The organism is Microbacterium sp. ZW3a (genome assembly GCF_057167165.1).
The window spans coordinates 1944977-1967200 of sequence record NZ_CM169903.1; the positions used below are offsets into that span (position 1 = coordinate 1944977).

Below are 22224 nucleotides of genomic sequence, written 5' to 3' on the forward strand. Positions count from 1 at the left end.
CGGTGTGGACTTGTGCGGGTCAGCCTAGCCGCTCCCGCGGCCCCGCACAGCGCGACCCGCTCTCACCTCGGGGTGCAGGCTCCGGATGCCACCGGTGCCGACAGCGATCCCATCTGGGCCAGCACCGGCTCGAGCTCGGCGGGGGTCATGGCGTACCCGACGTTCTCGTCGGTCTCGGACCGGGCGAACACGACGCCCGCGATCTCGCCGGCGCTCGTGAGGAGCGGCCCCCCGGAGTTACCGGGGCGCACGACGCCGCCGAGGGCGTAGATGTCGCGCGGGGCCGACTGGTCGCCGTAGATGTCGGGCACGGGGACGGTGCCCTGCGAGAGGATCTGCGCGCCACCCGAGGTGAACGGGCCGCCGTAGGGATACCCCTGGACGACGGCGGCCGAGCCCACGGCGAGGGTCGGCACGATCGGAAGAGGGGTGGCATCCAGACCATCGACGGCGATGACGGCGAGATCGTCGATCGGGTCGAAGTAGACCACGCGGCCCTCTCGAGCGGGGCGGCCGGGCAGCTCCACCAGGGGAGCATCGACACCGGCCACCACGTGGGCGTTGGTGACGACGCGGTCATCGGCGATCACGAACCCGGAGCCGCTGGCGGTGACCCCGCACGCGTAGGCCGTTCCGGCGATACGCGCCACCGACTGTGCCGCACGGGTGAGGGCCGGATCGTCGAGCGCGATCTCGGGAGTCGTGGGGACGGGGCCGATCTGGATCAGCTCACCCAGGCGCGGGATGCCGTCGGCGAACACCGTGCCGCGGAGCTCCGCCAGAGCCACCCGCACCGGATCGGGGGTAAGGCGATCGATCGTGCGGACAACGGTCGACGACGCCAGCGCCGTCGACACGACGGGGACCCCGGCGGCGGTGACGGTTCCGGCCACGAACGACAGCGCGAGGGCCGCGGCCGCGAGGTTCACCGCTCCACCGAGAATTCGCTCGGGAATGCGCAGCTTGATGCGGTCGGCACCCCGCCGCAGCGTGTTTCCGACGGCCGTGCCCAGACTCGCGCCGAGAAGGAGCAGGAGCACCCCCGAACCCACGATCGCCGCCCCGCGCCAGAGCGGATCGGTCACCCATTGGCCCACGAAGGGGGTGACCCAGTAGGCCGCGATCCCGCCGAGCGCGAGCCCGGCGAAGAATCCGATCGTTGCGAGGAAGCCGCGCGCCAGCCCCACGATGAGCGAGATCGCGAGCAACGCGATCAGCACGATGTCGACGAGCGGCATCCGCACCTCCAGAGTCGTGCGACAGGGTACGCGGCGGCGCTGAGAGATCCCCCGTGACGCCCCGTTTTGCCCTTCGTGTCAGGGTGACACTAAGATCGCTGACGGAGATATGGTCACCATGACACGAACCCCACCCCCCTCTCACGGAGACGCTGACGTGCGCGTCGCCGTCTCTGCCGTGATCTTCAGCGTGCGCCGCACGGCCGACGACGACCCCGTCCTGTCTCTCCCGCTCGTGCGCCGCACGCGCGACCCGTTCGACGGGCGGTGGGCGCTGCCGGGCGGCTGGCTCGATCCGGCGGAAGACCTCGACGCCGCGGCATCCCGCACCCTGGAAGAGACGACGGGGCTCACCCCGAGCTACCTCGAGCAGCTCTACGCGTTCGGTTCCGTCGACCGCTCCCCCAGCCGCGTGGTGTCGATCGTGTACTGGGCGCTGTTGCGCTCCGACGAGGTCGACGCGCAGGTCGCCGCGCACGCGCGGCAGGGCGATGCCCCCGAGAATGTCGAGTGGTTCGATGCGACCGACCTGCCGGCGCTGGCGTTCGACCACAACGACATCGTCGAGTACACGCTGTGGCGCCTGCGGAACAAGGCCGGCTACAGCCGGATCGCGCACGGCCTCCTCCCCGACGAGTTCACCCTCGCCGACCTCCGCGAGGTCACCGAGACGATCCTCGGCCGACGCCTCGATCCGGCGAACTTCCGCCGCCAGATCGACACCTCCGACACCCTCATCCCGACCGACCGCTTCCGCACCGGAAGCCACCGCCCCGCCCGCCTGTACCGCTACAACCGTGACGTGGAGCTCGCCGACCGCGGCCCGCTCACGTCCCGTCACTGATCGGACCACCCATGACGACGACAGCCCTCACCCTGCAGCCCCGCCCCGACATCGACCCCTCCGTCGATCACGTCATCCAGGCCATCGTCTCGGGCGCCTCGACCGACGCGACGTGCACGACCGACCTGGCCGTCGGCCCGTGGGACTTCGACACGCGCCCCGGCTACGGGCCGGGCTCCTCGATGGGTGACGTCATCCCCACCGGCGCGCCCCGCCAGGGCGAGCTGCCACGCGAATACCGCGAGGCCTCCGACGACGATCTCGACGCCCGGATCCGCGCCGCGAAAGAGACCCTCGGCGACCGCGTCGTCGTGCTCGGGCACTTCTACCAGCGTGAAGAGGTCGTGCGCCACGCCGACTACGTGGGCGACTCGTTCCAGCTCGCGAACGCCGCGAAGGCCCACCCCGAGGCCGAGGCGATCGTGTTCTGCGGCGTGCACTTCATGGCCGAGACCGCCGATCTGCTCTCGCAGCCCGAGCAAGCGGTGATCCTCCCGAACCTCGCGGCCGGGTGCTCGATGGCCGACATGGCCGACATCGACCAGGTCGAGGAGTGCTGGGAGCAGCTGGCCGACGTGCTCGGCGACCTCGACACCCCGGATGCCGAGGGTCTGCTGCCGGTGATCCCGGTGACGTACATGAACTCCAGCGCCGCCATCAAGGGCTTCGTCGGCCGCCACGGCGGAATCGTCTGCACCTCCTCCAACGCCCGGACGGTGCTGGAGTGGGCCTTCGCCCGCGGACGCCGCGTGCTGTTCTTCCCCGACCAGCACCTCGGCCGTAACACCGCGAAGGCGATGGGCGTGCCGCTCGCGCAGATGCCGATGTGGAACCCGCGGAAGGCGTTGGGCGGCTCCGACGCCGCCACCCTCGAAGACAGCCGCGTCATCCTCTGGCACGGATTCTGCTCTGTGCACCGCCGCTTCAGCGTCGACCAGATCGACAGGGCTCGCGCCGAGCACCCCGGCGTGCGCGTGATCGTGCACCCCGAGTGCCCGATGGAGGTGGTGGATGCCGCCGACGAGGCAGGCTCCACCGACCTCATCCGCAAGGCCATCGCCGCGGCGACCGAGCCGACGACGTTCGCGATCGGCACCGAGATCAACCTCGTGCAGCGCCTGGCCGCCCAGTACCCGCAGCACGAGATCTTCTGCCTCGATCCGGTGGTCTGCCCGTGCTCGACGATGTACCGCATCCACCCCGGGTACCTCGCCTGGGTGCTCGAATCCCTCGTCGCCGGCAACGTCGTCAACCGCATCACGGTGCCCGCCGACGTCGCCGATCCCGCCACGATCGCGCTCGAGCGCATGCTCGCGGCCAAGCCGAGCGGCGCCGTGAAATGACCTCCGTCGTCGTCGTCGGCAGTGGCATCGCCGGTCTCACGGCGGCCCTGCACGCCGCCGAGAACGGCTGTCGCGTCACGGTCGTGACCAAGGGCGCCCTCGACCAGACCAACACCCGGTGGGCGCAGGGCGGGATCGCCGCCGTCACCTCCCCCGACGACTCGATCGCTTCCCACCTCGCCGACACCCTCACCGCGGGCGCGGGTCTCGCCGACGACGACGCGGTCCACACCCTCGTGAGCGCGGGTCCGGAGCGGATCGCCGAGCTCGTGGGCCGCGGGGTCGTCTTCGATCGCGCGGCCGATGGCGACTACGCGCGCGGTCTCGAGGCCGCGCACGCCCGCCCGCGCGTGCTGCACGCCGGAGGGGATGCCACGGGCGCCGAGATCCAGTCCACCCTCGGTGCCGCGGTGCGCGCGGCGGGCATCGCCGTGCGTGAGCACACGCGCGTGCGGGAGCTCCTGCGCAACGCAGACCGCGTCGTCGGTGTGGAGGTCGAAACAGGCGGCGAGCGCGAACGTCTCCTCGCCGATGCCGTGATCCTCGCCACCGGGGGCGCCGGTCAGCTCTACGCGCACACGACCAATCCGCCCGCCGCCACCGGCGACGGCATCGCTCTCGCCGTGCGCGCCGGCGCGGCGGTCGCCGACCTCGAGTTCGTGCAGTTCCACCCCACGGCTCTCGCCGTCGGCGAGCCGTTCCTGGTGTCCGAAGCGGTGCGCGGCGACGGCGCCGTGCTCGTCGACGACCGGGGGCACCGGTTCACTTTCGACGCCCACCCCGACGGCGAACTCGCCCCGCGCGACGTCGTGGCCCGCGCGAACGTGCGCGCGATGGCCGCGCAGGGCGGTCGCCCGGTCGGTCTGGATGCCACGGCGCTCGGCGCCGAGCGTCTCGCCCAGCGCTTCCCGACGATCGACGCCGCGGTGCGCGCCCGGGGCCTCGACTGGGCGCGCGAGCCGATCCCGGTCACCCCCGCCGCGCACTACCTCATGGGCGGGGTCGTCACCGACCTCGACGGGCGCACGAGCGTGCCGGGGCTCTACGCAGTGGGCGAGACGGCCCGCACCGGCGTCCACGGCGCGAACCGCTTGGCATCCAATTCGCTTCTCGAGGGCGCGGTGTTCGGGGCTCGCGCCGGAGACGCGGTCGCCCGTGACGCGGCGTGGCCCGCTGTGGCGGTACCCCCCGCCATCGTTGTGCCCGCTGTGGCACCCGCCGACGACGCCCCGCCCTTCTCGCGGGCCGCCCTGCAAGAACTGATGTGGGCCGAGGCCGGACTCGTCCGGGATGCGGCGGGTCTCACGCGCGCGGCCGCGCTGCTCGCGGCCTGGAGCGCCGACCCCGCCCCGCGCACCGCGGAGGACGACGACCTGCTGCTGCTCGCCACGCACGTCGTCGCCGCCGCCCTCGCGCGCACCGCCTCGGTCGGCGCGCACTTCCGCACCGATGACGCCCCCTCCGCCGCGCTCGACGCCGCCGACGCGGCATCCGTCCCCGCCCCCCAGGAGGCCCTCGCATGCTGACCCGCGCCGCCATCGATCGCGTCGTTACCGCCGCCCTCGACGAGGACGCCCCGTGGGGTGACCTCACCAGTGAGACTCTCATTCCCGAGGGTGCCACCGCCCGCGCCGAGCTCGTCGCCCGCGAGATCGGCGTGTTCAGCGGGGCCGCGGTGTTCCGCGCGGCGTTCACACTCACCGACCCGGAGGTCGAAATCGAGATGCGGGTCGCCGACGGTGTCGAGTTCGTGCCGGGCGAGGTGCTCGCGGTGGTGACGGGGCCGGCCCGCGCGGTGCTGACCGCGGAGCGGATCGGACTCAACTTCGTGCAGCGGATGTCGGGCATCGCCACGCTCACGAGCCGCTACGTCGCGGCCGTCGCCCACACGGGTGCGCGCATCGTCGACACGCGCAAGACCACCCCCGGGCTGCGCGCCATCGAACGCCAGGCCGTCCGCGACGGCGGGGGCCACAACCACCGCTTCTCGCTCTCGGATGCGGTGATGGCCAAAGACAACCACCTCGCCGTGCTCGCCGCGAGCGGGATGCCGCTGACCCAGGCCCTCGAGAGCGCGATCGCCCGACTCCCCCACACGACCCACGTCGAGGTGGAGGTCGACCGCCTCGACCAGATCGACGCGGTCCTCGCCGCGGGTGTCGACACGATCATGCTCGACAACTTCACGCTCGACGACCTCCGCGCGGGCGTCGAGAAGATCGCCGGTAGCGCCATCGTGGAGGCGTCCGGCGGGGTCAGCCTCGAGACGGTGGCGGCGATCGCCGAGACCGGGGTCGACGTCATTTCGGTAGGCGCGCTGACGCACTCGGCTCCGGCTCTCGACCTCGGGCTCGACATCCGCATCGAGACGGCGTGACCCTCTACCTCGACAACGCCGCGACGACCCCGGTGCGCCCCGAGGTCGTCGAGGCAATGGCGCCGTACCTCAGCCGGTGGTTCGGCAACCCGTCGAGCCACCACGAGGTCGGCGAGGCCGCCGCGGCCGCTCTCGACGACGCTCGCGCGCGGGTCGCCGCGGTGCTCGGGATGCGGCCGGGCGACATCGTCTTCACCTCGGGCGGCACGGAGTCCAACAACACCGCGATCAAAGGGCTCGTGCTCGGGGCGCTCGCCCGCGGCCGACGGCACCTGATCACCACCGCCATCGAGCACGAGTCGGTGCTCGCCTCCGCCGACTACCTCGCGCGCCTCCACGGCGTCGAGGTCACCGTGCTCCCGGTCGACGCCACCGGCACCCTCGCTCCCGACGCGCTCGCGGCCGCGCTGCGCGACGACACCGCACTGGTGACCGTCGGCTACGCCAACAACGAGGTCGGCACGGTGCAGGATGCCGTCACCCTCGCCGCCGTCGCGAAGGACCGGGGGGTCCCCCTGCATCTCGACGCGGTGCAGGCCGCCGGGTGGCTGCCGCTCGCGGGGCTCGGGGCCGACGCCCTCACGATCGCGGGACACAAGATCGGCGCCCCGAAGGGCACCGGGATTCTCGCGGTTCGGGGGCGGCTGCCCCTGGAGCCGCTCCTGCACGGCGGCGGACACGAGCGCGGGCGCCGGTCGGGGACGCCCGACGTCGCGGGGGCCGTCGCGATCGCCACCGCTCTCGCTCTCGCCGAGGCCGAACGGACCGACGACGCACACCGGGTCGCCGCCCTCCGCGACGACTTCGTCGCCGCCGTGCTGCACGCGGTGCCGGGCGCACGGCTCACGGGCCACCCGACGCGCCGACTCCCCGGCACCGCCAGCTTCGTGTTCCCGGGGGTCAACGGCGAGACCGTCCTGCTCGAGCTCGAGCGCCGCGGCGTGGTGTCCTCCAGCGGATCCGCGTGCGCCGCGGGCAGCGACGAGGCCTCCCACGTGCTCCTCGCGCTCGACATCACCCCCGACGACGCGCGCACGGCCGTCCGCTTCACGCTTCCCCACGGTCTCGCCGAGAATCTCGACGCCGTGGCAATCGCCGTCGCCGAGGCGGTGAGCGCCGTAGGATCGCGCGGGTGAGTTCCCCCGCGATCACGGTCATCGTGCCCGGTCGAGACGTCGACGCCTTCGTCGGCGACGCGCTACGGTCGCTGCGAGCGCAGACCCTCGACACCTGGACGGCGGTGCTCGTCGACGATGGGTCCACCGACGACACCCGGCGCCTGTTCGCCGACGCCGCGGCCGCCGATCCCCGCTTCCGTCTCGTCGAGCACCCCGAGCCGCGCGGCCTCGGGGCCGCCCGAAACAGCGGCCTCGACCTGGTCGACACTGCGTACACCGCGTTCCTCGACGCCGACGATCGCCTGCGCCCCGACGGTCTCGCCCGCCTCGCCGCCACGCTGGAGGAATCCGGCAGCGACTTCGTCGTCGGCGCGTACGTGCGCCTGCGACCGGATGCCGACGGCCCGGGGTACACCCCCGGCACCGTGCAACCGTGGGTATCGGCCGCCACCGACCCCGCGCGTCGCCGCACGACGCTGGCCGCGCACCCCGCGGCATCCGGGAACATCGTGGCGTGGTCGAAGCTCAGCCGCACCGATTTCTGGCACGCGCACGGTCTGCGCTTCCCCGAGGGGCGCTACTACGAGGACCAGGTGGTTGCGCAGCGCATGTACACGCTCGCGACGGCGTTCGATGTGATTCCCGACGTCGTAGTCGAGTGGCGCGAACGCCGCGACCGCACCTCGATCACGCAGCGCCTCGACGAGACGACCGTGCTCCGCGACTACCTCGAAGCCCTCGGCGAGGGCATCGCCGTTCTCCGCGCGGCCGGAGCCGACGCGGCCGTCCGCGAGCGCGGGCGTCTCATCCGCGTGCTCGATCTGCCGCCGCTGTGGGCGATCGCCGACACCCACCCCGACCCGGCCTACCGGATCGCTCTCGAGGCCTTCGTGGAAACGATGCCGGCCGAGACCCTGCCGTCCTGACGTCTCCCCGGCGAGCTCAGGCCGGAGCCGGATCGCCGCCGCGGGACGTGAGCGCGGGCTGGTCGGCACGCGCCCGGTCACGCTCTTCTTCGGCGAGCACGAACGACGCGGCGAGTTGCTCGGCGGCGAGGCCCGCGTACAGCCCGCCCGCCGTGAGGAGTTCGCTGTGCGTCCCCGACTCGACGATGCGCCCCGCGTCGACGACGTGGATCCGGTCGGCGCCGATCACCGTCGACAGTCGGTGGGCGATCGACAGCGTGGTGCGCCCGCGCGACGCCGTTTCGAGCGCCTCCTGCACGATGCGCTCCGACACCGTGTCGAGTGCACTCGTCGCCTCGTCGAGCAGAAGCACCGGCGGGTCTTTCAGCAGCACCCGCGCGATCGCGATGCGCTGCTTCTCCCCGCCCGAGAGCCGGTAGCCGCGCTCGCCGACGATCGTGTCGTACCCCGCCTCGAAGCCGGCGATGACGTGGTGGATGTTCGCGGCCCGGCACGCCGCTTCGATCTCGGCGTCGGTGGCGTCCGGCTTGGCGTAGCGGAGATTCTCGCGGACCGTCGCGTGGAACAGGTAGGTCTCTTGCGAGACGATGCCGATGTTGTCGATGATCGACGAGCCCTGCAGCGTGCGCACGTCGGCTCCGGAGAACAGCACGGTGCCGCCCGACGCCTCGTACATGCGAGGGGTGAGGTAGAGGATCGTCGTCTTACCGGCCCCCGACGGCCCGACGAAAGCCACGTGCTGCCCCGGCTCGACGGCGAACGACACCCCGTCGAGGGTGGGGCGGGACTGCTCGGCGGCGTCGGGGTAGCGGAACACGACGTCGCGGAATTCCACGCGCCCCACCGGGCCGGGTGCCGCCGTCACCGGGACCGCGTCGGGGGCGTCGCTGATCGCGGGGCGCAGGTCGAGGTATTCGAAGATGCGGGCGAACAGGGCCGACGAGGTCTGCACGTCGAGCGCGACGCGCATGAGTCCCATCAGCGGCATGAGCAGGCGCGCCTGCACGGTGGTGAAGGCGACGATCGTCCCCGCGGTGAGGGCACCCGCACCGCTGCCGACGAGGAGTCCCGCCACGAGGTAGATGATGGCCGGAACGCTCGCCATGATGACCTGCACGACGGCGAAGAATCGCTGCCCGCTCATCGCCTGCCGCACCTGCAACCGAACCTGGTTGTCGCTCTCTGCGTCGAAGCGCGCCGACTCGGTGCGCTGCCGGTTGAACGACTTCGACAACAGGATGCCGGACACACTCAGCGTCTCTTGAGTGATGGCCGACAGCTGCGAGAGTGACTCCTGCGTCTCGGCGGCGATGCGCGCGCGCACCTGGCCGACCCGCCGCTGCACGAGAACGAGGATCGGCATGATCACGACAGCGATGATCGTCAGCCGCCAGTCGATGAGGATCATCGCCACCAGCGAGGCCACGACCGTCACCGAGTTGCCGAGAATGCTCGTGACCGTGTTGGTGAGGACGCCCGAGACGCCGCCGACATCGTTCTGCAGCCGCGACTGGATGACGCCGGTCTTGGTGCGGGTGAAGAACCCCAACTCCATCGACTGCAGGTGATCGAACAGACGAACGCGCAGATCGCCGGTCACGCGGTTGCCGACCGTCGCGGTGAACCACGTCTGCACGACACCGAGGCCACCGGAGAGCAGGAACAGCCCGATCATGGCCGCGACCAGCATGGTCAGCAGACGCACGTCGGGAGGGGAGCCGTCGACGGGGAAAAGCGCATCGTCGAAGATCCGCTGCACGAGCAGGGGAGGGATCACCGCGATCGCGGCCCCGACCACGACGAGCACCACCGTCACGACGATGCGGGCGCGGTAGGGCCGGAAGAGTGAGGCGACGCGTCGGCCGAGATCGGCGACCCGGGGTGCTTCGGCGTTGCGCTGACGCTGTGTCTCGGCGTACACGCCGCGGAACATGCTCCCGCCCACGCCACCCATGCTCATGCCGGTCAGCCTACGTCCGCCCGCCGACACGGAGGCGCTCCGGCCGGACACCCGCGGACGGTAGGATCGGGCACTCCCGGCGAGGCGTCCCACCGCCTCCACCCGTTTCCCGTTCACCGGGAATATGTCACGGCGTCCCGCCGTTACCTCCGAAGCTCGTCGCCTTCGTGACGCCTGGACGCCCTCCCCGATTGGACCCCGCCTTGGCCGCCACCACCGGAATTCCCACCGCCCCGCCCGCATCGGCCTCGGGGGTCACCGCCGAACAGAGTCGGGTCATCTGGCTTCTCCTCACCGCCGCGTTCGTGGCGATCCTGAACGAGACCACGATGAACGTGGCCATCCCGTTCCTGATCCGCGATCTCGGCATCACCGCCGTCGCGGCGCAGTGGCTGACCACCGCGTTCATGCTGACGATGGCCGTCGTCATCCCGATCACCGGCTTCCTCCTGCAGCGCTTCACCACGCGACAGGTGTTCATCGCCGCGATGACGCTGTTCTCGGCCGGCACGCTCGTGGCGTTCCTCGCGCCCGGCTTCGAGGTGCTCGTCGTGGCCCGCGTCATCCAGGCCTCCGGCACCGCGATCATGATGCCGCTGCTGATGACCACGATCATGACGATCGTGCCGCCGCAACAGCGTGGCCGGATGATGGGTCGCGTCAGCATCGTCATGGCCCTCGCGCCCGCGATCGGCCCCACCATGTCGGGCCTGGTGCTGGAGTCGCTCGGCTGGCACTGGATCTTCGGCATCGTGCTCCCCATCGCGCTCGTCGCACTGTTCGTCGGCGCCCGCTGGATCCACAACCTCGGCGAGACCCGCAAGGCGCCGATCGACGTCGTGTCGGTGATCCTGTCGGCCTTCGGCTTCGGCGGACTGGTGTTCGGCCTCAGCCAGATCGGCGGCGGCGGACACGGTGCCGGGGCAGACGCCGCGGCGGCGCAGTCGGCCTCGACCGTGACCCTGGTGGTCTCGCTCATCGTGGGTGTCGTCGGTCTCACCCTCTTCGTCCTGCGCCAGCTGCGACTGCAGAAGGGCGGCACGGCCCTGCTCGACCTGCGGGTGTTCCGATCGCTGAACTTCTCGCTGTCGGTGACGCAGCTCGGCGTGATGTCGCTCGCGTTCTTCGGCACGATCACGCTGCTGCCGCTGTACCTGCAGAACGTTCTCGAGAAGAGCCCGCTCGAGACGGGCCTCGCCGTCCTGCCCGGGTCGCTCGCGATGGGCCTGGCCGGTCCCGTCATCGGCCGGCTCTACGACCGGTACGGCACCCAGGTCCTCCTGGTTCCCGGCGCCGTCATCACCAGCGCGACCCTGTGGTTCTACTCGACCGTGGGAACGGACACGTCCTTCGTGGCGCTCATCGTCGCGCAGACGGTCCTCTCGATCGGCCTCGCCCTGTCGTTCACGCCGCTGTTCACGGCCTCCCTCGGGTCGGTCGCACCGCAGTTCTACTCGTACGGGTCCGCCGTGGTCGGCACGGTTCAGCAGGTCGCGGGTGCGGCGGGGATTGCGCTGCTCGTGACGGTCATGGCATCCGTGTCGGGGTCTGCCGGCGGCGGAGTCGAGGGCGACGCGGCGGGCGCACGTACAGCGTTCTTGATCGCCGCGATCGTGTCGTTGCCGCTCATCGTCGGAGGTTTCCTCATCCGCAAGCCCGCGGACCAGATCGAGGGAGCCCCGATCGCGCACTGAGTGCGCGAGCGCTCACCCGATCGAGCAGGAGCCGCCCCCGCACCGGAAGGTGGCGGGGGTGTCTTCGTCGTCGGAGGCCGCGGGCGTCAGAAGCGTCAGAAGCGGCTTCGACGGGGTCTCGGTATCAGGAGTGCTCTCACCGGACATGCGCTCCATGCTACGCCCGCGTGCTCCGGCACGGGCCGGGCCGCCTCCGCGGGGCGAGCTCCGCACGCGGTAGCGGTGCGGCGGAGCGTCCGCAACCCCCGCGCCCGCGTCACCGGGCGTTCCTAGCGTGGAGGAACACCCGCCCATCCTCGAGAGGAGTCCACCATGACCGACCTCACCGGAAAGCGCATCGCCTTCCTTCTCACCGACGGTTTCGAAGACAGCGAGCTCACCAGCCCCTGGGATGCCGTCACCTCGGCCGGGGCTGAAGCCGTGCTCGTCTCCCCCGCCGACGGCAGCATCACCGGCGAGAAGGGCCACGAGCAGAAGGTCGACCTCGCGGTCGCGCAGGCCTCCCCCGACGACTTCGACGCCCTCGTCCTCCCCGGCGGCGTGCAGAACGCCGACGACATCCGAATCGTGCAGGATGCCGTGCACTTCGCGCGCACCTTCTTCGAGCAGCACAAGCCCGTCGCCGTCATCTGCCACGGTGGCTGGATCCTCACCGAGGCGGACGTGCTGAAGGGCCGGACGCTCACCAGCTATCCGACGCTGCAGACCGACCTCCGCAACGCCGGCGCCACGTGGGTCGACGAAGAGGTCCACGTCGACCAGGGTCTGGTCTCGAGCCGCAACCCCGACGATCTGCCCGCGTTCAACGCGAAGCTCATCGAGGAAGTGGCCGAGGGGAAGCACTCCGGCCAGACGGCCTGACCCCGCGTCGCCGAAAGCCCCGGGGCCCCCGCCCGGGGCTTTCGTGCGTCCCGCTTCCTCACATCTGCTGGCACGCGGGGCAGTACTGCCCGCCGCCCTTCGTCCCGGGGATGTCCTCGATCGTGCCGCCGCACCCGGGGCACGGCTTGCCCGTGCGGCCGTGCACGCGCATCGCCGCGACCTTCGCGGTCTTCTGCTCGGCGATCGGGATGCCGCGGCGCGCCGCGACCGCCTCGCCGAGCACCTCGACCACCGCCGCGTGCAGGCGGGTGATGTCGTCCTCGCTCAGCGCGGCGGCCTGCACCTCCGGAGAAAGGCGCGCCACGAAGAGGATCTCGTCGGAGTAGGCGTTGCCGATCCCGGCGAGCGACTCCTGCTCCTGCAGCAGTGCCTTGAGCTTCTTCCGCCGCTTTCCCAGCGCGCCCGCGAGAGCTTCGCGCGGGAACGCCGGGTCGGCGGCATCCGGACCGAGCTTCGCCACCGCCGGCACCTCGTCCGGAGCGTCCACGACGTGCAGCTGCACCGACAGCCACTCCCCCGCGTCGGTGATGCCGAGCACCCCGTCGTCGAAGGTCACGCGGGCGATCACCGCCGCGTCGCCGGAGGACTCCCCCGCGTCCGCGTCCGTCCAGGTCGCCCATCCCGCCCGGCCGAAGCCGACCGAAAGGTGGGCGCCGTCGGTGGCGATGTCGATGTGTTTGCCATACCGGTCGACGCCGACGACGGTGCGACCGACGAGCTCGTCGAGCGGCCTCGCGCGCGTCTTCACCGCGCGGAACTCGGCGAGTTCGATGGCGTGCACCGTCTGACCGGTGAGGCGCTCACGCAGGAACAGCGTGAGCGCCTCGACCTCGGGTGCCTCGGGCACGGTGTCCGTTCCCCGTCAGGCCCCGGGCTCGGGTGCCGTCGGCGGGGTCGGGGCGGAGGAGGTGCTGTCGGACGGCGCCTCCGACGGGCGCGCGGAGGGCGCGTCCGCGGGGGCGGCAGCCGACGCCTCGGCCGGTCGACGCGAGGCGTCGGCGAACGCATCGGCGACCGCGCGACCCTGGATGATGGCGGTGAGGTCGATCCCCGTCGCGGCGCGGACCGCCTCGAACGACGAGCGCAGGCCCGTGGCCGACTCGGCCGCGAGGTGGCCGCTGGCACCCTCGCCCCCGAGCACGGTGATGTTGCCGACGCGGTCGTAGCCCTTGGCGAACTCGGCCATCATCGGCACGAGCGCCTCGAGAGCGCGCTGGGCGAGCAGTGCCTCCTGGTTGTGCGAGAGCGCCTCGGCCTCGGCGCGGATCGCCTCGGCACGGGCCTCACCGGCCAGACGCACCGCCTGCGCGTCGGCTTCGGCGCGCACGCGTACGGCGGCGGCTTCCTGCTCCGCGATCTCGGCGCGAGCCTGCGCCGCCTTGATCTGCGCGTACGACTCGGCGTCGGCTTCTTTCTGCCGCTGGTACAGGTCGGCGTCGGCGACGCGCGCGACCTCGGACTCGAGCCGCGCCTGCGTGTTCTGCGCCTCCTGCTGCAGCACGGCCTGTCGGCGCTCGGCGCGCGTCAGCGCCTCGGCCTGCTCGGCCTCAGCGTTGGCGCGGCCGACCTCGGCCTTGGCCGCGGCGCTGTTCTTGTCGAGCGCGGTCTGCTCGATGAGGTTCGCTTCGTCGGTGGCGATCTGCCGCGCCCGGATCTCGCGCACCGCGTTGATACGCGCGACCTCCGCCTCGCGCTTGACGCGCTCGACCTCGGTGGCACCGAGAGCGGAGATGTAGCCGTTGGTGTCGGTGATGCCCTGGATCTGGAACGAATCGAGGATCAGCCCCTGCGACGAGAGATCCTGCTTGATGCCCTCCGCGATCTGGTCTGCCAGCCTCTGACGGTCGCGCATGAGTTCTTCGACCGTGAGCGTTGCGACCACGCCACGCAGCGCACCCTCGAGCTGCTCCGTCGTGAACTGCTCGATCGCCTTGTCTTGCGAGGCGAACCGCTCAGCCGCGCGGCGCACGGATTCGGGGTCGGATCCGATCTTGACCAGCGCGACACCGCTGACGTTGACCGTCACGCCGGTAGACGACTGCGCGGTCGGCTCCATCTTGATCTGCCGCGCCCGCAGCGAGATCATCTCGCCGCGCTGGGTCAGCGGGTTGACGATCGCGCCGCCACCGGTGATGACGGTGATGCGCGATGAGGCGCCGTCGGCGGCCTTCTGTCGCTTACCGACGATGACCAGGGCTTCGTCGGCCTTGGCGACGCGGTACCAGCCGCGAATGATCCCGGCGACGATGAGGATGACGACGATGGCGACGACGAGAGCGATGACGACGACGAGACCGATCGCCCCCAGAGCGGCGAGTTCCATGCTTCTCCTTCGATGGGCACCGCCGAGGCGGCGCGAGCGGGACTTGCCTCCAACCTATCCGGCACCTCTGCGGGGCTGTCCACCCCCTCCCCCGCCCGATTCGTCGCCGACGGGGCGCGCGGGAGCGTACCGTTGACAGAGAGGCGGCCCGAACCGCCGAAGAAGGGTCCCCCATGAAGATCGTGTCCTCCTCGGACTGGCGGGATGCCATCGCCTTCGACGTTCCCGTCGTTGTCGCCGATGTCGTCCCCGGCGAACCCACGCGCTGCGTGGGGTGCGGAGCAGAGGGAGAGTTGTTCGACCGCGCCGAGCTGTGGGCGGTCAAGCACCGCCACCCCAAGCACCACGGCGGATTCGTGCGCTTCTACTGCGCCGCGCACAAGCCTGAGCCTGCGCCGGCTCCGCCCGCGCCCGTTGAGCTGAAGAAGGCGCGCGCGTCCGCGCCGCGCGCCGAGCGCCGCGTCGCGGGTCCGAAGCCCGTGGCACCGAGCGATCGGCCGTTGCGCACGATGTGCCCCGACTGCTTCGTCGAGGTGTCGGTCGGCGGCGACTGCGGAATGTGTGGCGCACAGGTCGTCTGACACGCCGAAACGACAGAACCGCCCCGATCACGTGCGATCGGGGCGGTTCTGTCTCTGAGCTCAGCGCGCCGAGATGGTCCAGCCGGCTTCGTGCGAGGCGCCGGGGTCGAGCGAGACCACGCCGGTGTCGAAGTCGTAAGCGTCATCGTTGAAGGCATCCGGAGCGCACGTCATCGGTTCCACCGCGAGCCCCACGCGGTGTCCGGGCGTTCCGGCGCCAGTCGGCTGATCGGCCGTGTGAATCTGCACCCAGCCGCACTCCCCGGCCCAGCTCATCGCCACACCCGTGCCCGACGGGTCGGTGATGCGGACGGTCGCGCGGCCCTCGGCATCCCGAATCAGCCCGGTGTAGGCGTGGTCGATCTCGACGGCGCCGATCACGCGCGCGTCGCGGAAGTCGAAACGCTCCGCGTCGACGGTGACGGATGCCAGCGCCACCGGCGACAGCCGATCGGGCGTCACCTCGAGCACGGTGTCGGCCGGAAGACCCAGCGTCCACTCGTCGAGCGCGGCGGGTCCGGCGACGAGGTACGGGTGCGGGCCGGTGCCCCACGGGGCGGGAGTGTCGGACAGGTTCGTCCCCCGGACGGTCTGCGTGAGGCCGTCGGCATCCAGTCGGTACGTGGTCGACACGACGAGCCACCAGGGGTAGCCGGCCTGCGCCGTGACGGTGGCGGTGAGGGTGACCGCGTCGTCGGAGGCCTCGAGCACGTTCCAGTCGACCCACGACAGCAGGCCGTGCAGCGCGTGGCCCCGCTTCGGCTCGGTGAGGGGCAGCTGGTGCTCGCGCCCGTCGAAGTGGTGGATGCCATCGACGATGCGGTTCGGCCACGGCGCGAGCGTCGTGCCGCGGTAGGCGGGGCGCAGTTCGTCGGCGTCGAAGGGCACGACGAGGTCGCGGCCCTCGAACGTCAGGGAGCGGAGGGAAGCGCCGACGCTCGCGATGGCGGCTTCGTAGCCGTGAGCGCGGAGGACGACGGGGGTGCCCGAGACCAGCGTGGGGGTCTCGGTGGGAACGGCAGCGGTCATGCGGCCATTATCCCGGGCGGACGACCCGCCCCGACAGCCGCCCTGCCCGGAAACGACGAATGCCCCGACCGCGGGGGTCGGGGCATTCGGAGAGGGCGACTTACTTGAAGGCGTCCTTGACGTTCTCGCCGGCCTTCTTGGCGTTGGCCTTGGTCTGGTCGGCGTGGCCCTCGGCTTCGAGGCGCTCGTTGTCGGTCGCCTTACCGGCGGCCTCCTTCGCCTTACCAGTGAGGTCTTCAGCGGAGTTCTTGATCTTGTCGTCGAGTCCCATGTCGGCTCCTCCCGTCGTGCTATCCGGGTATCTCCCGATGCCCTCCACGGTAGGTCGGCGCTGCCGTTCCCGGCGGGGGCTTGACCTTCCGATCGTCGTGAGGCACGGTGGCGCCCGCGCTCACACCGCCGGCAGGTCGGCGTGCGCGATCACGAGATCCTCGGTGTCGCGCAGTTCCATCCGCACCGTGTCGCCGCGGAGCACCGCCGCGTTCATCCGGCACACGATGGGAACCTCAGAGCCGAGCACCTCGCCGGCCGAGAACTCGCCGCCATCCACCCCGACGAACACCAGTTCGTAGGTCGCTCCCACGTCGAGCCCGGTGGCTTCGAGGTACGCCTCGGTCCCCCAGGTGTGCGCCACCAGCTGCGCATCCACGTCGACCTCGGCGACGTCGTCGCTCACCGCGATCTGCTCGAGGGCGCCGAGGGTTCCGGGCGGCCCCGACGGGGTGGACGCGCCGAAGAGCTCCGCCCCGTTCGCGCCGACGACGACGCCGGCAACGAGGCACGCCGCGGCTGCCACCGGGGCGAGCCAGGGGCGCCGACGGCGGGATGCCACGACGGGGAGGTCGGGCACGGGCGCCGCCGTCGCGGCATCCTCCCGATCGATGGATGCCATGATGCGGTCGCCGAGATCTGCGGTGTCGCGCGGGGAGACCCACGTGACATCACCCTGGCGGAGACGGCGCGCGACGTCCTGCAGTCCGGCGTATTCCTCAGCCCGCCGCGGGTCGCTGCGGCGGAGGTCGTCGAACTCGGTTGCTTCGGCGGCGGTCAGCTCTCCCGCCAGTGCGGCGGCGACGAGTTCGGCCCAACGGTCATCGGGAGTGCGCATCGGGCTCCTCCATTCCTTCGAGGTGCGTGCGGAGGGTGCGCAGCGCGTGGAACGTGCGCGTGCGCCAGGTGGAGACGGGGACGCCCGTGGCATCCGAGAGCTCTTGATAGCTGCGGCCCTGCAGGTGGACCGCGACGATCGCAGTGCGATGCGCCTCGCTCAGCACCGCGAGCGCCTCGACCATCCGCAGACGTTCCAGCGGGTCGATGGCTTCGGCGGCGCGGCTTTCGAGCTCGGCATCGTCGCCGATGAGCGGGAGCCGCGCCCGCGTGCGGAGGGCATCGACGATGACGTTGCGCGCGATGGAGAACAGCCACGTGCGCTCCGATCCTTGTTGCGGGTCGAACCGGTCGCGCGCGCGCCACGCGCGCAGGAAGGTCTCTTGCACGCAGTCCTCGGCCAGCGGACGGTCGCGCAGCGCATTCACGGTGTACCCGAGCAGAGCGCCGCCGTGCTCCTCGAAGGCCCGGCGCACATCGAACTCAACCGCGCGTCGCCGAGGCACGTGCATGCGTGTCTCCTCGCGTTCTGCGGCGGAAGCCGCCCGTCGCCCGACCATCGGTGACCGTCCTTTCCGAGGCTAACGGTCGCGATGCGCTCGGCCTCTCGGAGAGATACGTCGACACGGCCCGGAGCGTTCATCGGAAAAGATTCCGGTTTCGATGAACGAGCGGAACGCGGGCGACGTACACCCCCGCAACCGGACGACGAGCGTCCCGACCGAAAGGCACGACGATGACGAAGAAGACGTATGCCCGCCCCCTGACGATCGGTGCCCTCGCGGGCATCGCCCTCCTCGCGGTCGGCGCTCCGGCGCACGCCGAGACCGAGGTCGCCGAACCGTCGGAGTTCACGAGCGCCTTCACGGTCATGGCCACCCCCGACCAGGTGATCAACAACGACGGCGTGGCCGCGCCCGGCCAGAGCGGCGCGACGGGAACGTTCACGTTCCGCATCAACTCCGACCTCGACATCATCTGCTACGACATCCGCCTGGAGGGCGTGAGCGGCGACTACCAGAGCCCCGCCAAGACGGCCACGCACATCCACGAAGCGGCCGTCGGCAAGCCCGGGCCGCCGCGCATCGCCTTCCCGAACCCGTCGCCGATCGGCGACGGACCCCGCGAGTCGTCGGGCTGCCTCCAGGGGCCGTTCACCACCGGCGTCCAGGCAAACGGCGCCGACACCGGCGACGGCTTCACCCTCGCCCAGATCGAGGCGAACCCCGCCGGCTTCACCGGTGACTCCCACACCGTCATGTCTCCCGCCGGCGTGGTGCGCGGCCAGCTGACCGCGATTCCCGTCGGCGGCGTCGACACCGGTGCGGGCGGATACGCCGACACCGACACCGCGCCCCTCGTCGTCTCCGCCGCTGTGGCCGGGGTCGGCGTGCTCGCGGCGAGCGCCCTGCTGATCCACCGTCGTCGCGGATCCGCGGCTCAGTGATGTCGACACCGCGCGGCGCGCAGCGGAGTGCCCGCACCGGGCACCCGCGTCGCGCCGCGCGCGTGCTCGCGCTCGCCGTGGCGTGGGTGTGCACGGGGTGCGCCGTCGCGCCGACGGCCGTCGAGCCCGCACCGACGGTCGCCGCGCCGGCGCCCCCACCGTCGGCGACTCCGCTCCCGGAGCCCCCGGCCGCCACCGCGATCGCCGATCCCACGCGCGTCGTCATCCCGGGCCTCGGCCTCGACGAGCCGCTCATCGATCTGGGCCTCGCCGCCGATGGGGCCATGGAGGTGCCGACGGACTACGACGAGGTCGGGTGGTTCACCGGCGGCGGGCGACCGGGCGGGACTGGGCCGACCGTGATCGCGGCGCACGTGGACTCCCCCACCGGCCCCGCCGTCTTCCAGCACCTCGAGGACGTGGCCGTCGGCGACGTCGTCGAGGTGCACGACGCCGACGGTCGAGTGCACACCTACCGCGTCACCGAGACCGCGGACTATCCCAAGGCGCAGTTCCCCACGGCCCGCGTCTTCGGCGCGACCGCGCGCGACGAACTCCGCGTCATCACGTGCGGGGGCATCTTCGATCGCGACGCCGGGTCGTACCTCGACAACCGGGTGGTGTTCGCCGCGCGGGTGTGACGACGAACCTCGGGACGAGCGGGCCGTTTCCCCCGCCGCCCCCGAGAGGTTAGGTTCGAAGGGTGCGAGGGGGAAACGCATGGGGGAAGCGCAGAAGCAGGTCGACGACCTGACGGAGTTCGCCGGGTTGCTCGACGAGGCACCGGCGGCATCGGGCTCGGGCAGGGCTGGCAAGATCGCTCTGATCGTGTTCCTGGTCGTCGTGCTGGCGACCCTCGGGACCGGGGGCGGATACGTCTGGTGGGCGTCGACGGCGCCGCTCGGAGCGCCGGCCGTCACCTCGCAGACGCCCGTGACACCGCCGTCCGAACCGGCGGCGATCAGACTGCCGACGACCGGGTCGATGCTCGTCAGCGTGTCCGACGCCGACGCCTATCTGGGTCCGGATGCCGCCGGCGCCTGGGTCTCGTCCGGCGGCGACGATCCGCGGCCGACGGCGAGCATCGCGAAGCTCATCACCGCGCTCGTCGTTCTGGATCGGCATCCCCTCGACGGACCGGACGATCCCGGCCCCACCCTGACGCTCGGCGAGGCCGACGCCGACCTGTACGACGAGTTCTACGTGCGCGGCGCCACGATCGCCCGCATGCCCGAGGGCGCGCAGGTGTCGCTGCGCGACGCGCTCTCGACCATGCTGCTGCCCTCGGCCAGCAACTACGCCGTCGCGATCGCGCGGTGGGGCTTCGGCTCGGAGGGCGCCTACGTGAGCACGGCGCGCTCCTGGCTCGAGGCGAACGGTCTCTCGTCGACGCGAATCGTAGATGCCACCGGCATCGACGAGCGCAACACGAGCACGCCGACCGACCTCCTCGCGCTCGGCAAGATCGCGGCGGCCCATCCGGTAGTCGCGGCCATCACGAGCACCTCCTCGATCACGGTGCCGGCGGGCCCGGGGACGGTCACGAACACCAACGGTCTGCTGGGCGTAGAGGGCATCGACGGACTCAAGACCGGCAACCTCGGTGAGGGCAGCTTCAATCTCTTGTTCACCTCGGATCTCGACGTGGGCATCGGCGCTCCCCTGAGAGTCACGGGCGTTCGGCTCGGCGGCGCCACCGACGAGAGCACCGACCAGGACGTTGTGACGCTGCTGCAGAGCATCCGCGCGGGGTTTCACGAGGTGCAGGTCGGGAGCGGGGGCGCCCCCATCGGGGAGATCACCACCGCGTGGGGCTCACGCGCCGAGATCGTGCTCGCCCGCAGCGCCTCGTTGATGACATGGTCAGACACACCCATCACCACGACGCTCGACGTCGGGACTCCCGAGACCTACGCCGACGGCGAGACGGTCGGAACGATCACCTGGACGGCCGGCCCCAACACCACCTCGGTCGACGTGAACATCTCCGGCGAGATCGAGGAACCGACACTGTGGTGGCGCCTGACGCACCCGGGCGAGCTCGGCTGATCAGCTCGGCCGCGGCATCCGCCGCTTCTCGAATCGGAACATGAGGTCGGGCCCGCGCTCGTCGTCGTCGGCCGTCGTCGGGTGAGGGCTGTTCGGGTCGGGGTGGCCGGGGTGGAAGAACTCGACGATGTGGAACCCGCACCCGTTGACGTAGAAGTGGATGTTGCGCGTGTCGAAGTACGGGGTCATCGTCTCCCACACCTCGGCATCGGGGTAGTGCTCCTCGAGCGCGCGCCACGTCGCCGCCCCCACGCCTTTCCCTTGCGTCCCCGTGTCGACGAACAGCAGGTCGAGACCGCGGCGGCGTCCGCCGTCTTTCACCGACACCACGGCCCCGCCGACGCTTTGCCCGTCGACCAGCACGTTCCACGACTCGGCCCCGGGCGCGTCGATCGACTCCCGAATCTCCCCGACCGAGATCACGGGTTCGGATCCGTCGTGACCGGGAGCCGTCTCGGCACCCTCGGTGAACGCCTTCTGGAGGCGGGCGATGAAGGCGGGCTCCTCTGCCGGCTCGAGCGGACGCAGGTGCACGGTGGTCACGAGTCGATTCTCCCCTGCCCCTCGGTGCTCGCTCACCGCGACACCGTTTCGACTCGCTCCGAACGACGAATCCGACGCCGATCGCTCGACTGCGCGCCCGAGACATCGGCCCGGTGCCACGAACCGCGCGAGCCTGTGCCGAGCACAGAACCAGACTGATACCACTTCCCGTACCAGTGGGACGGAGATCCCCATGGCCATCACGACGAGCAGTTGCTCGCCGATACCCTCCGCGACTACCCGTTCGAGGGCATCGGCAAGCCGGAGCCGCTGAAGCACGCACTGGCCCGCGTGTGGTCGCGCTGCATCGACGAGGCGAATCGGCTCGTCTACATCGCCGACGACACGCACGTCACGGTGCTGCAGGCGCGATACCACCACTGACATCGGCGGCGGGCCAGACCTCAGCCTTCGGCCGCACCCAGCTCTGCTCCGAGCGGCCACGGCTCGTACCACACGTCGGCGAACGCCGAGACCTCATCGGCGAGCCGTGCCGCGACGCCCTCCCCCGCCGCGCGCCACGCCTCGCGGGATGCCGCGTCCTTCCACCCGTCGAACGGGTCGAAGTTCGCCTCCCACAGGGCGTTCCACGCGGCGATGTCGCGACGGAGGGCGTCGGACAGCCCGTAGTCGTCGGGCGTCGTCGTGTACCCGACGTCCCACGTCGGTGTCGAGTCCTCCCACAGCGGCCAGTCCCGGCCGTAGTCGGGGAACAGCCGGATGGAACGTCGCGCCGGAGGGGCTCCGCTCATGCCCGGAAGCC

24 protein-coding genes are annotated in these 22224 nt (G+C 71.3%); 13 read left to right on the forward strand and 11 right to left on the reverse strand.

Annotated features, from left to right (window positions below):
• Nucleotides 1–62: 62 nt before the first annotated feature.
• On the reverse strand, nucleotides 63–1238 hold the full coding sequence (locus ACU6WY_RS09150; protein WP_483819358.1) for a MarP family serine protease: 1176 nt from the start codon (nucleotides 1236–1238) through the stop codon (nucleotides 63–65).
• 118 nt (nucleotides 1239–1356) lie between these two features.
• On the opposite strand from ACU6WY_RS09150, the gene ACU6WY_RS09155 reads away from it, so the two are divergent.
• Genes ACU6WY_RS09155 through ACU6WY_RS09180 form a run of 6 tightly spaced genes read left to right on the forward strand, consistent with a single transcriptional unit; the run spans nucleotide 1357 to nucleotide 7846 of the window.
• On the forward strand, nucleotides 1357–2082 hold the full coding sequence (locus ACU6WY_RS09155; protein WP_483819359.1) for an NUDIX hydrolase: 726 nt from the start codon (nucleotides 1357–1359) through the stop codon (nucleotides 2080–2082).
• Nucleotides 2083–2093: 11 nt separating this feature from the next.
• Nucleotides 2094–3425 (forward strand): quinolinate synthase NadA, encoded by a 1332-nt coding sequence (nadA, locus tag ACU6WY_RS09160; protein ID WP_483819360.1) that lies wholly within the window; start codon nucleotides 2094–2096, stop codon nucleotides 3423–3425.
• Nucleotides 3422–4951, forward strand: coding sequence for an L-aspartate oxidase (gene nadB / locus ACU6WY_RS09165; protein ID WP_483819361.1), 1530 nt, complete (start codon nucleotides 3422–3424; stop codon nucleotides 4949–4951). Before nadA ends, nadB begins: the two co-directional genes overlap by 4 nt.
• Nucleotides 4945–5802, forward strand: coding sequence for a carboxylating nicotinate-nucleotide diphosphorylase (nadC, locus tag ACU6WY_RS09170; RefSeq protein ID WP_483819362.1), 858 nt, complete (start codon nucleotides 4945–4947; stop codon nucleotides 5800–5802). Before nadB ends, nadC begins: the two co-directional genes overlap by 7 nt.
• A gap of 56 nt (nucleotides 5803–5858) precedes the next feature.
• On the forward strand, nucleotides 5859–6938 hold the full coding sequence (locus tag ACU6WY_RS09175) for a cysteine desulfurase family protein (RefSeq protein ID WP_483821886.1): 1080 nt from the start codon (nucleotides 5859–5861) through the stop codon (nucleotides 6936–6938).
• Nucleotides 6935–7846: a glycosyltransferase family 2 protein gene (locus ACU6WY_RS09180; RefSeq protein WP_483819363.1), complete on the forward strand. Its 912-nt coding sequence runs from the start codon at nucleotides 6935–6937 to the stop codon at nucleotides 7844–7846. Before ACU6WY_RS09175 ends, ACU6WY_RS09180 begins: the two co-directional genes overlap by 4 nt.
• A 16-nt stretch (nucleotides 7847–7862) precedes the next feature.
• Here ACU6WY_RS09180 and ACU6WY_RS09185 read toward each other — a convergent pair whose 3' ends face one another.
• Nucleotides 7863–9800 (reverse strand): ABC transporter ATP-binding protein, encoded by a 1938-nt coding sequence (locus tag ACU6WY_RS09185; protein WP_483821887.1) that lies wholly within the window; start codon nucleotides 9798–9800, stop codon nucleotides 7863–7865.
• Between the two features lie 209 nt (nucleotides 9801–10009).
• On the opposite strand from ACU6WY_RS09185, the gene ACU6WY_RS09190 reads away from it, so the two are divergent.
• Nucleotides 10010–11500 carry an MDR family MFS transporter gene (locus ACU6WY_RS09190; RefSeq protein WP_483819364.1) on the forward strand — a complete coding sequence of 497 codons (1491 nt, stop codon included), beginning with the start codon at nucleotides 10010–10012 and terminating at the stop codon, nucleotides 11498–11500.
• 12 nt (nucleotides 11501–11512) lie between these two features.
• Here ACU6WY_RS09190 and ACU6WY_RS09195 read toward each other — a convergent pair whose 3' ends face one another.
• Nucleotides 11513–11647 (reverse strand): hypothetical protein, encoded by a 135-nt coding sequence (locus tag ACU6WY_RS09195; protein ID WP_483819365.1) that lies wholly within the window; start codon nucleotides 11645–11647, stop codon nucleotides 11513–11515.
• Between the two features lie 165 nt (nucleotides 11648–11812).
• Here ACU6WY_RS09195 and ACU6WY_RS09200 point away from each other — a divergent pair, with 165 nt between their 5' ends.
• Nucleotides 11813–12361: a type 1 glutamine amidotransferase domain-containing protein gene (locus ACU6WY_RS09200; protein ID WP_483819366.1), complete on the forward strand. Its 549-nt coding sequence runs from the start codon at nucleotides 11813–11815 to the stop codon at nucleotides 12359–12361.
• A 58-nt stretch (nucleotides 12362–12419) separates the two neighbouring features.
• Here the strand turns inward: ACU6WY_RS09200 and ACU6WY_RS09205 are convergent, their stop codons facing one another.
• Nucleotides 12420–13229, reverse strand: a complete 810-nt coding sequence (locus ACU6WY_RS09205; RefSeq protein ID WP_483819367.1) for a DNA-formamidopyrimidine glycosylase family protein — start codon at nucleotides 13227–13229, stop codon at nucleotides 12420–12422.
• 15 nt (nucleotides 13230–13244) lie between these two features.
• Complete coding sequence (locus ACU6WY_RS09210) at nucleotides 13245–14705, reverse strand: flotillin family protein (RefSeq protein WP_483819368.1); 1461 nt, start codon at nucleotides 14703–14705, stop codon at nucleotides 13245–13247.
• A 173-nt stretch (nucleotides 14706–14878) separates the two neighbouring features.
• Here ACU6WY_RS09210 and ACU6WY_RS09215 point away from each other — a divergent pair, with 173 nt between their 5' ends.
• Entirely contained in the window at nucleotides 14879–15286 is a 408-nt protein-coding gene (locus tag ACU6WY_RS09215) for a glucose-6-phosphate dehydrogenase (protein ID WP_483819369.1), read from the forward strand.
• 60 nt (nucleotides 15287–15346) lie between these two features.
• Here ACU6WY_RS09215 and ACU6WY_RS09220 read toward each other — a convergent pair whose 3' ends face one another.
• From ACU6WY_RS09220 to ACU6WY_RS09235, 4 genes are all read right to left on the reverse strand, one after another.
• On the reverse strand, nucleotides 15347–16315 hold the full coding sequence (locus tag ACU6WY_RS09220) for an aldose 1-epimerase family protein (RefSeq protein ID WP_483819370.1): 969 nt from the start codon (nucleotides 16313–16315) through the stop codon (nucleotides 15347–15349).
• A gap of 100 nt (nucleotides 16316–16415) precedes the next feature.
• Entirely contained in the window at nucleotides 16416–16586 is a 171-nt protein-coding gene (locus tag ACU6WY_RS09225; RefSeq protein WP_483819371.1) for a CsbD family protein, read from the reverse strand.
• A 120-nt stretch (nucleotides 16587–16706) separates the two neighbouring features.
• Entirely contained in the window at nucleotides 16707–17423 is a 717-nt protein-coding gene (locus ACU6WY_RS09230) for a hypothetical protein (RefSeq protein WP_483819372.1), read from the reverse strand.
• Complete coding sequence (locus tag ACU6WY_RS09235; protein WP_483819373.1) at nucleotides 17407–17934, reverse strand: sigma-70 family RNA polymerase sigma factor; 528 nt, start codon at nucleotides 17932–17934, stop codon at nucleotides 17407–17409. Before ACU6WY_RS09235 ends, ACU6WY_RS09230 begins: the two co-directional genes overlap by 17 nt.
• Before the next feature lie 224 nt (nucleotides 17935–18158).
• Here ACU6WY_RS09235 and ACU6WY_RS09240 point away from each other — a divergent pair, with 224 nt between their 5' ends.
• From ACU6WY_RS09240 to ACU6WY_RS09250, 3 genes are all read left to right on the forward strand, one after another.
• Nucleotides 18159–18869 carry a CHRD domain-containing protein gene (locus ACU6WY_RS09240; protein WP_483819374.1) on the forward strand — a complete coding sequence of 237 codons (711 nt, stop codon included), beginning with the start codon at nucleotides 18159–18161 and terminating at the stop codon, nucleotides 18867–18869.
• A complete protein-coding gene (locus tag ACU6WY_RS09245; RefSeq protein WP_483819375.1) occupies nucleotides 18869–19510 on the forward strand; it encodes a class F sortase in 642 nt (213 codons plus the stop codon). Before ACU6WY_RS09240 ends, ACU6WY_RS09245 begins: the two co-directional genes overlap by 1 nt.
• Nucleotides 19511–19589: 79 nt before the next feature.
• Nucleotides 19590–20918, forward strand: a complete 1329-nt coding sequence (locus ACU6WY_RS09250; RefSeq protein WP_483819376.1) for a D-alanyl-D-alanine carboxypeptidase family protein — start codon at nucleotides 19590–19592, stop codon at nucleotides 20916–20918.
• Here ACU6WY_RS09250 and ACU6WY_RS09255 read toward each other — a convergent pair whose 3' ends face one another.
• A complete protein-coding gene (locus tag ACU6WY_RS09255; protein ID WP_483819377.1) occupies nucleotides 20919–21461 on the reverse strand; it encodes an N-acetyltransferase family protein in 543 nt (180 codons plus the stop codon).
• Nucleotides 21462–21674: 213 nt separating this feature from the next.
• Here ACU6WY_RS09255 and ACU6WY_RS09260 point away from each other — a divergent pair, with 213 nt between their 5' ends.
• Nucleotides 21675–21845, forward strand: a complete 171-nt coding sequence (locus ACU6WY_RS09260) for a Txe/YoeB family addiction module toxin (protein ID WP_483819378.1) — start codon at nucleotides 21675–21677, stop codon at nucleotides 21843–21845.
• A gap of 20 nt (nucleotides 21846–21865) precedes the next feature.
• On the opposite strand, the gene ACU6WY_RS09265 is transcribed toward ACU6WY_RS09260, so the two are convergent.
• Nucleotides 21866–22213, reverse strand: coding sequence for a hypothetical protein (locus ACU6WY_RS09265; RefSeq protein WP_483819379.1), 348 nt, complete (start codon nucleotides 22211–22213; stop codon nucleotides 21866–21868).
• Nucleotides 22214–22224 lie beyond the last annotated feature (11 nt).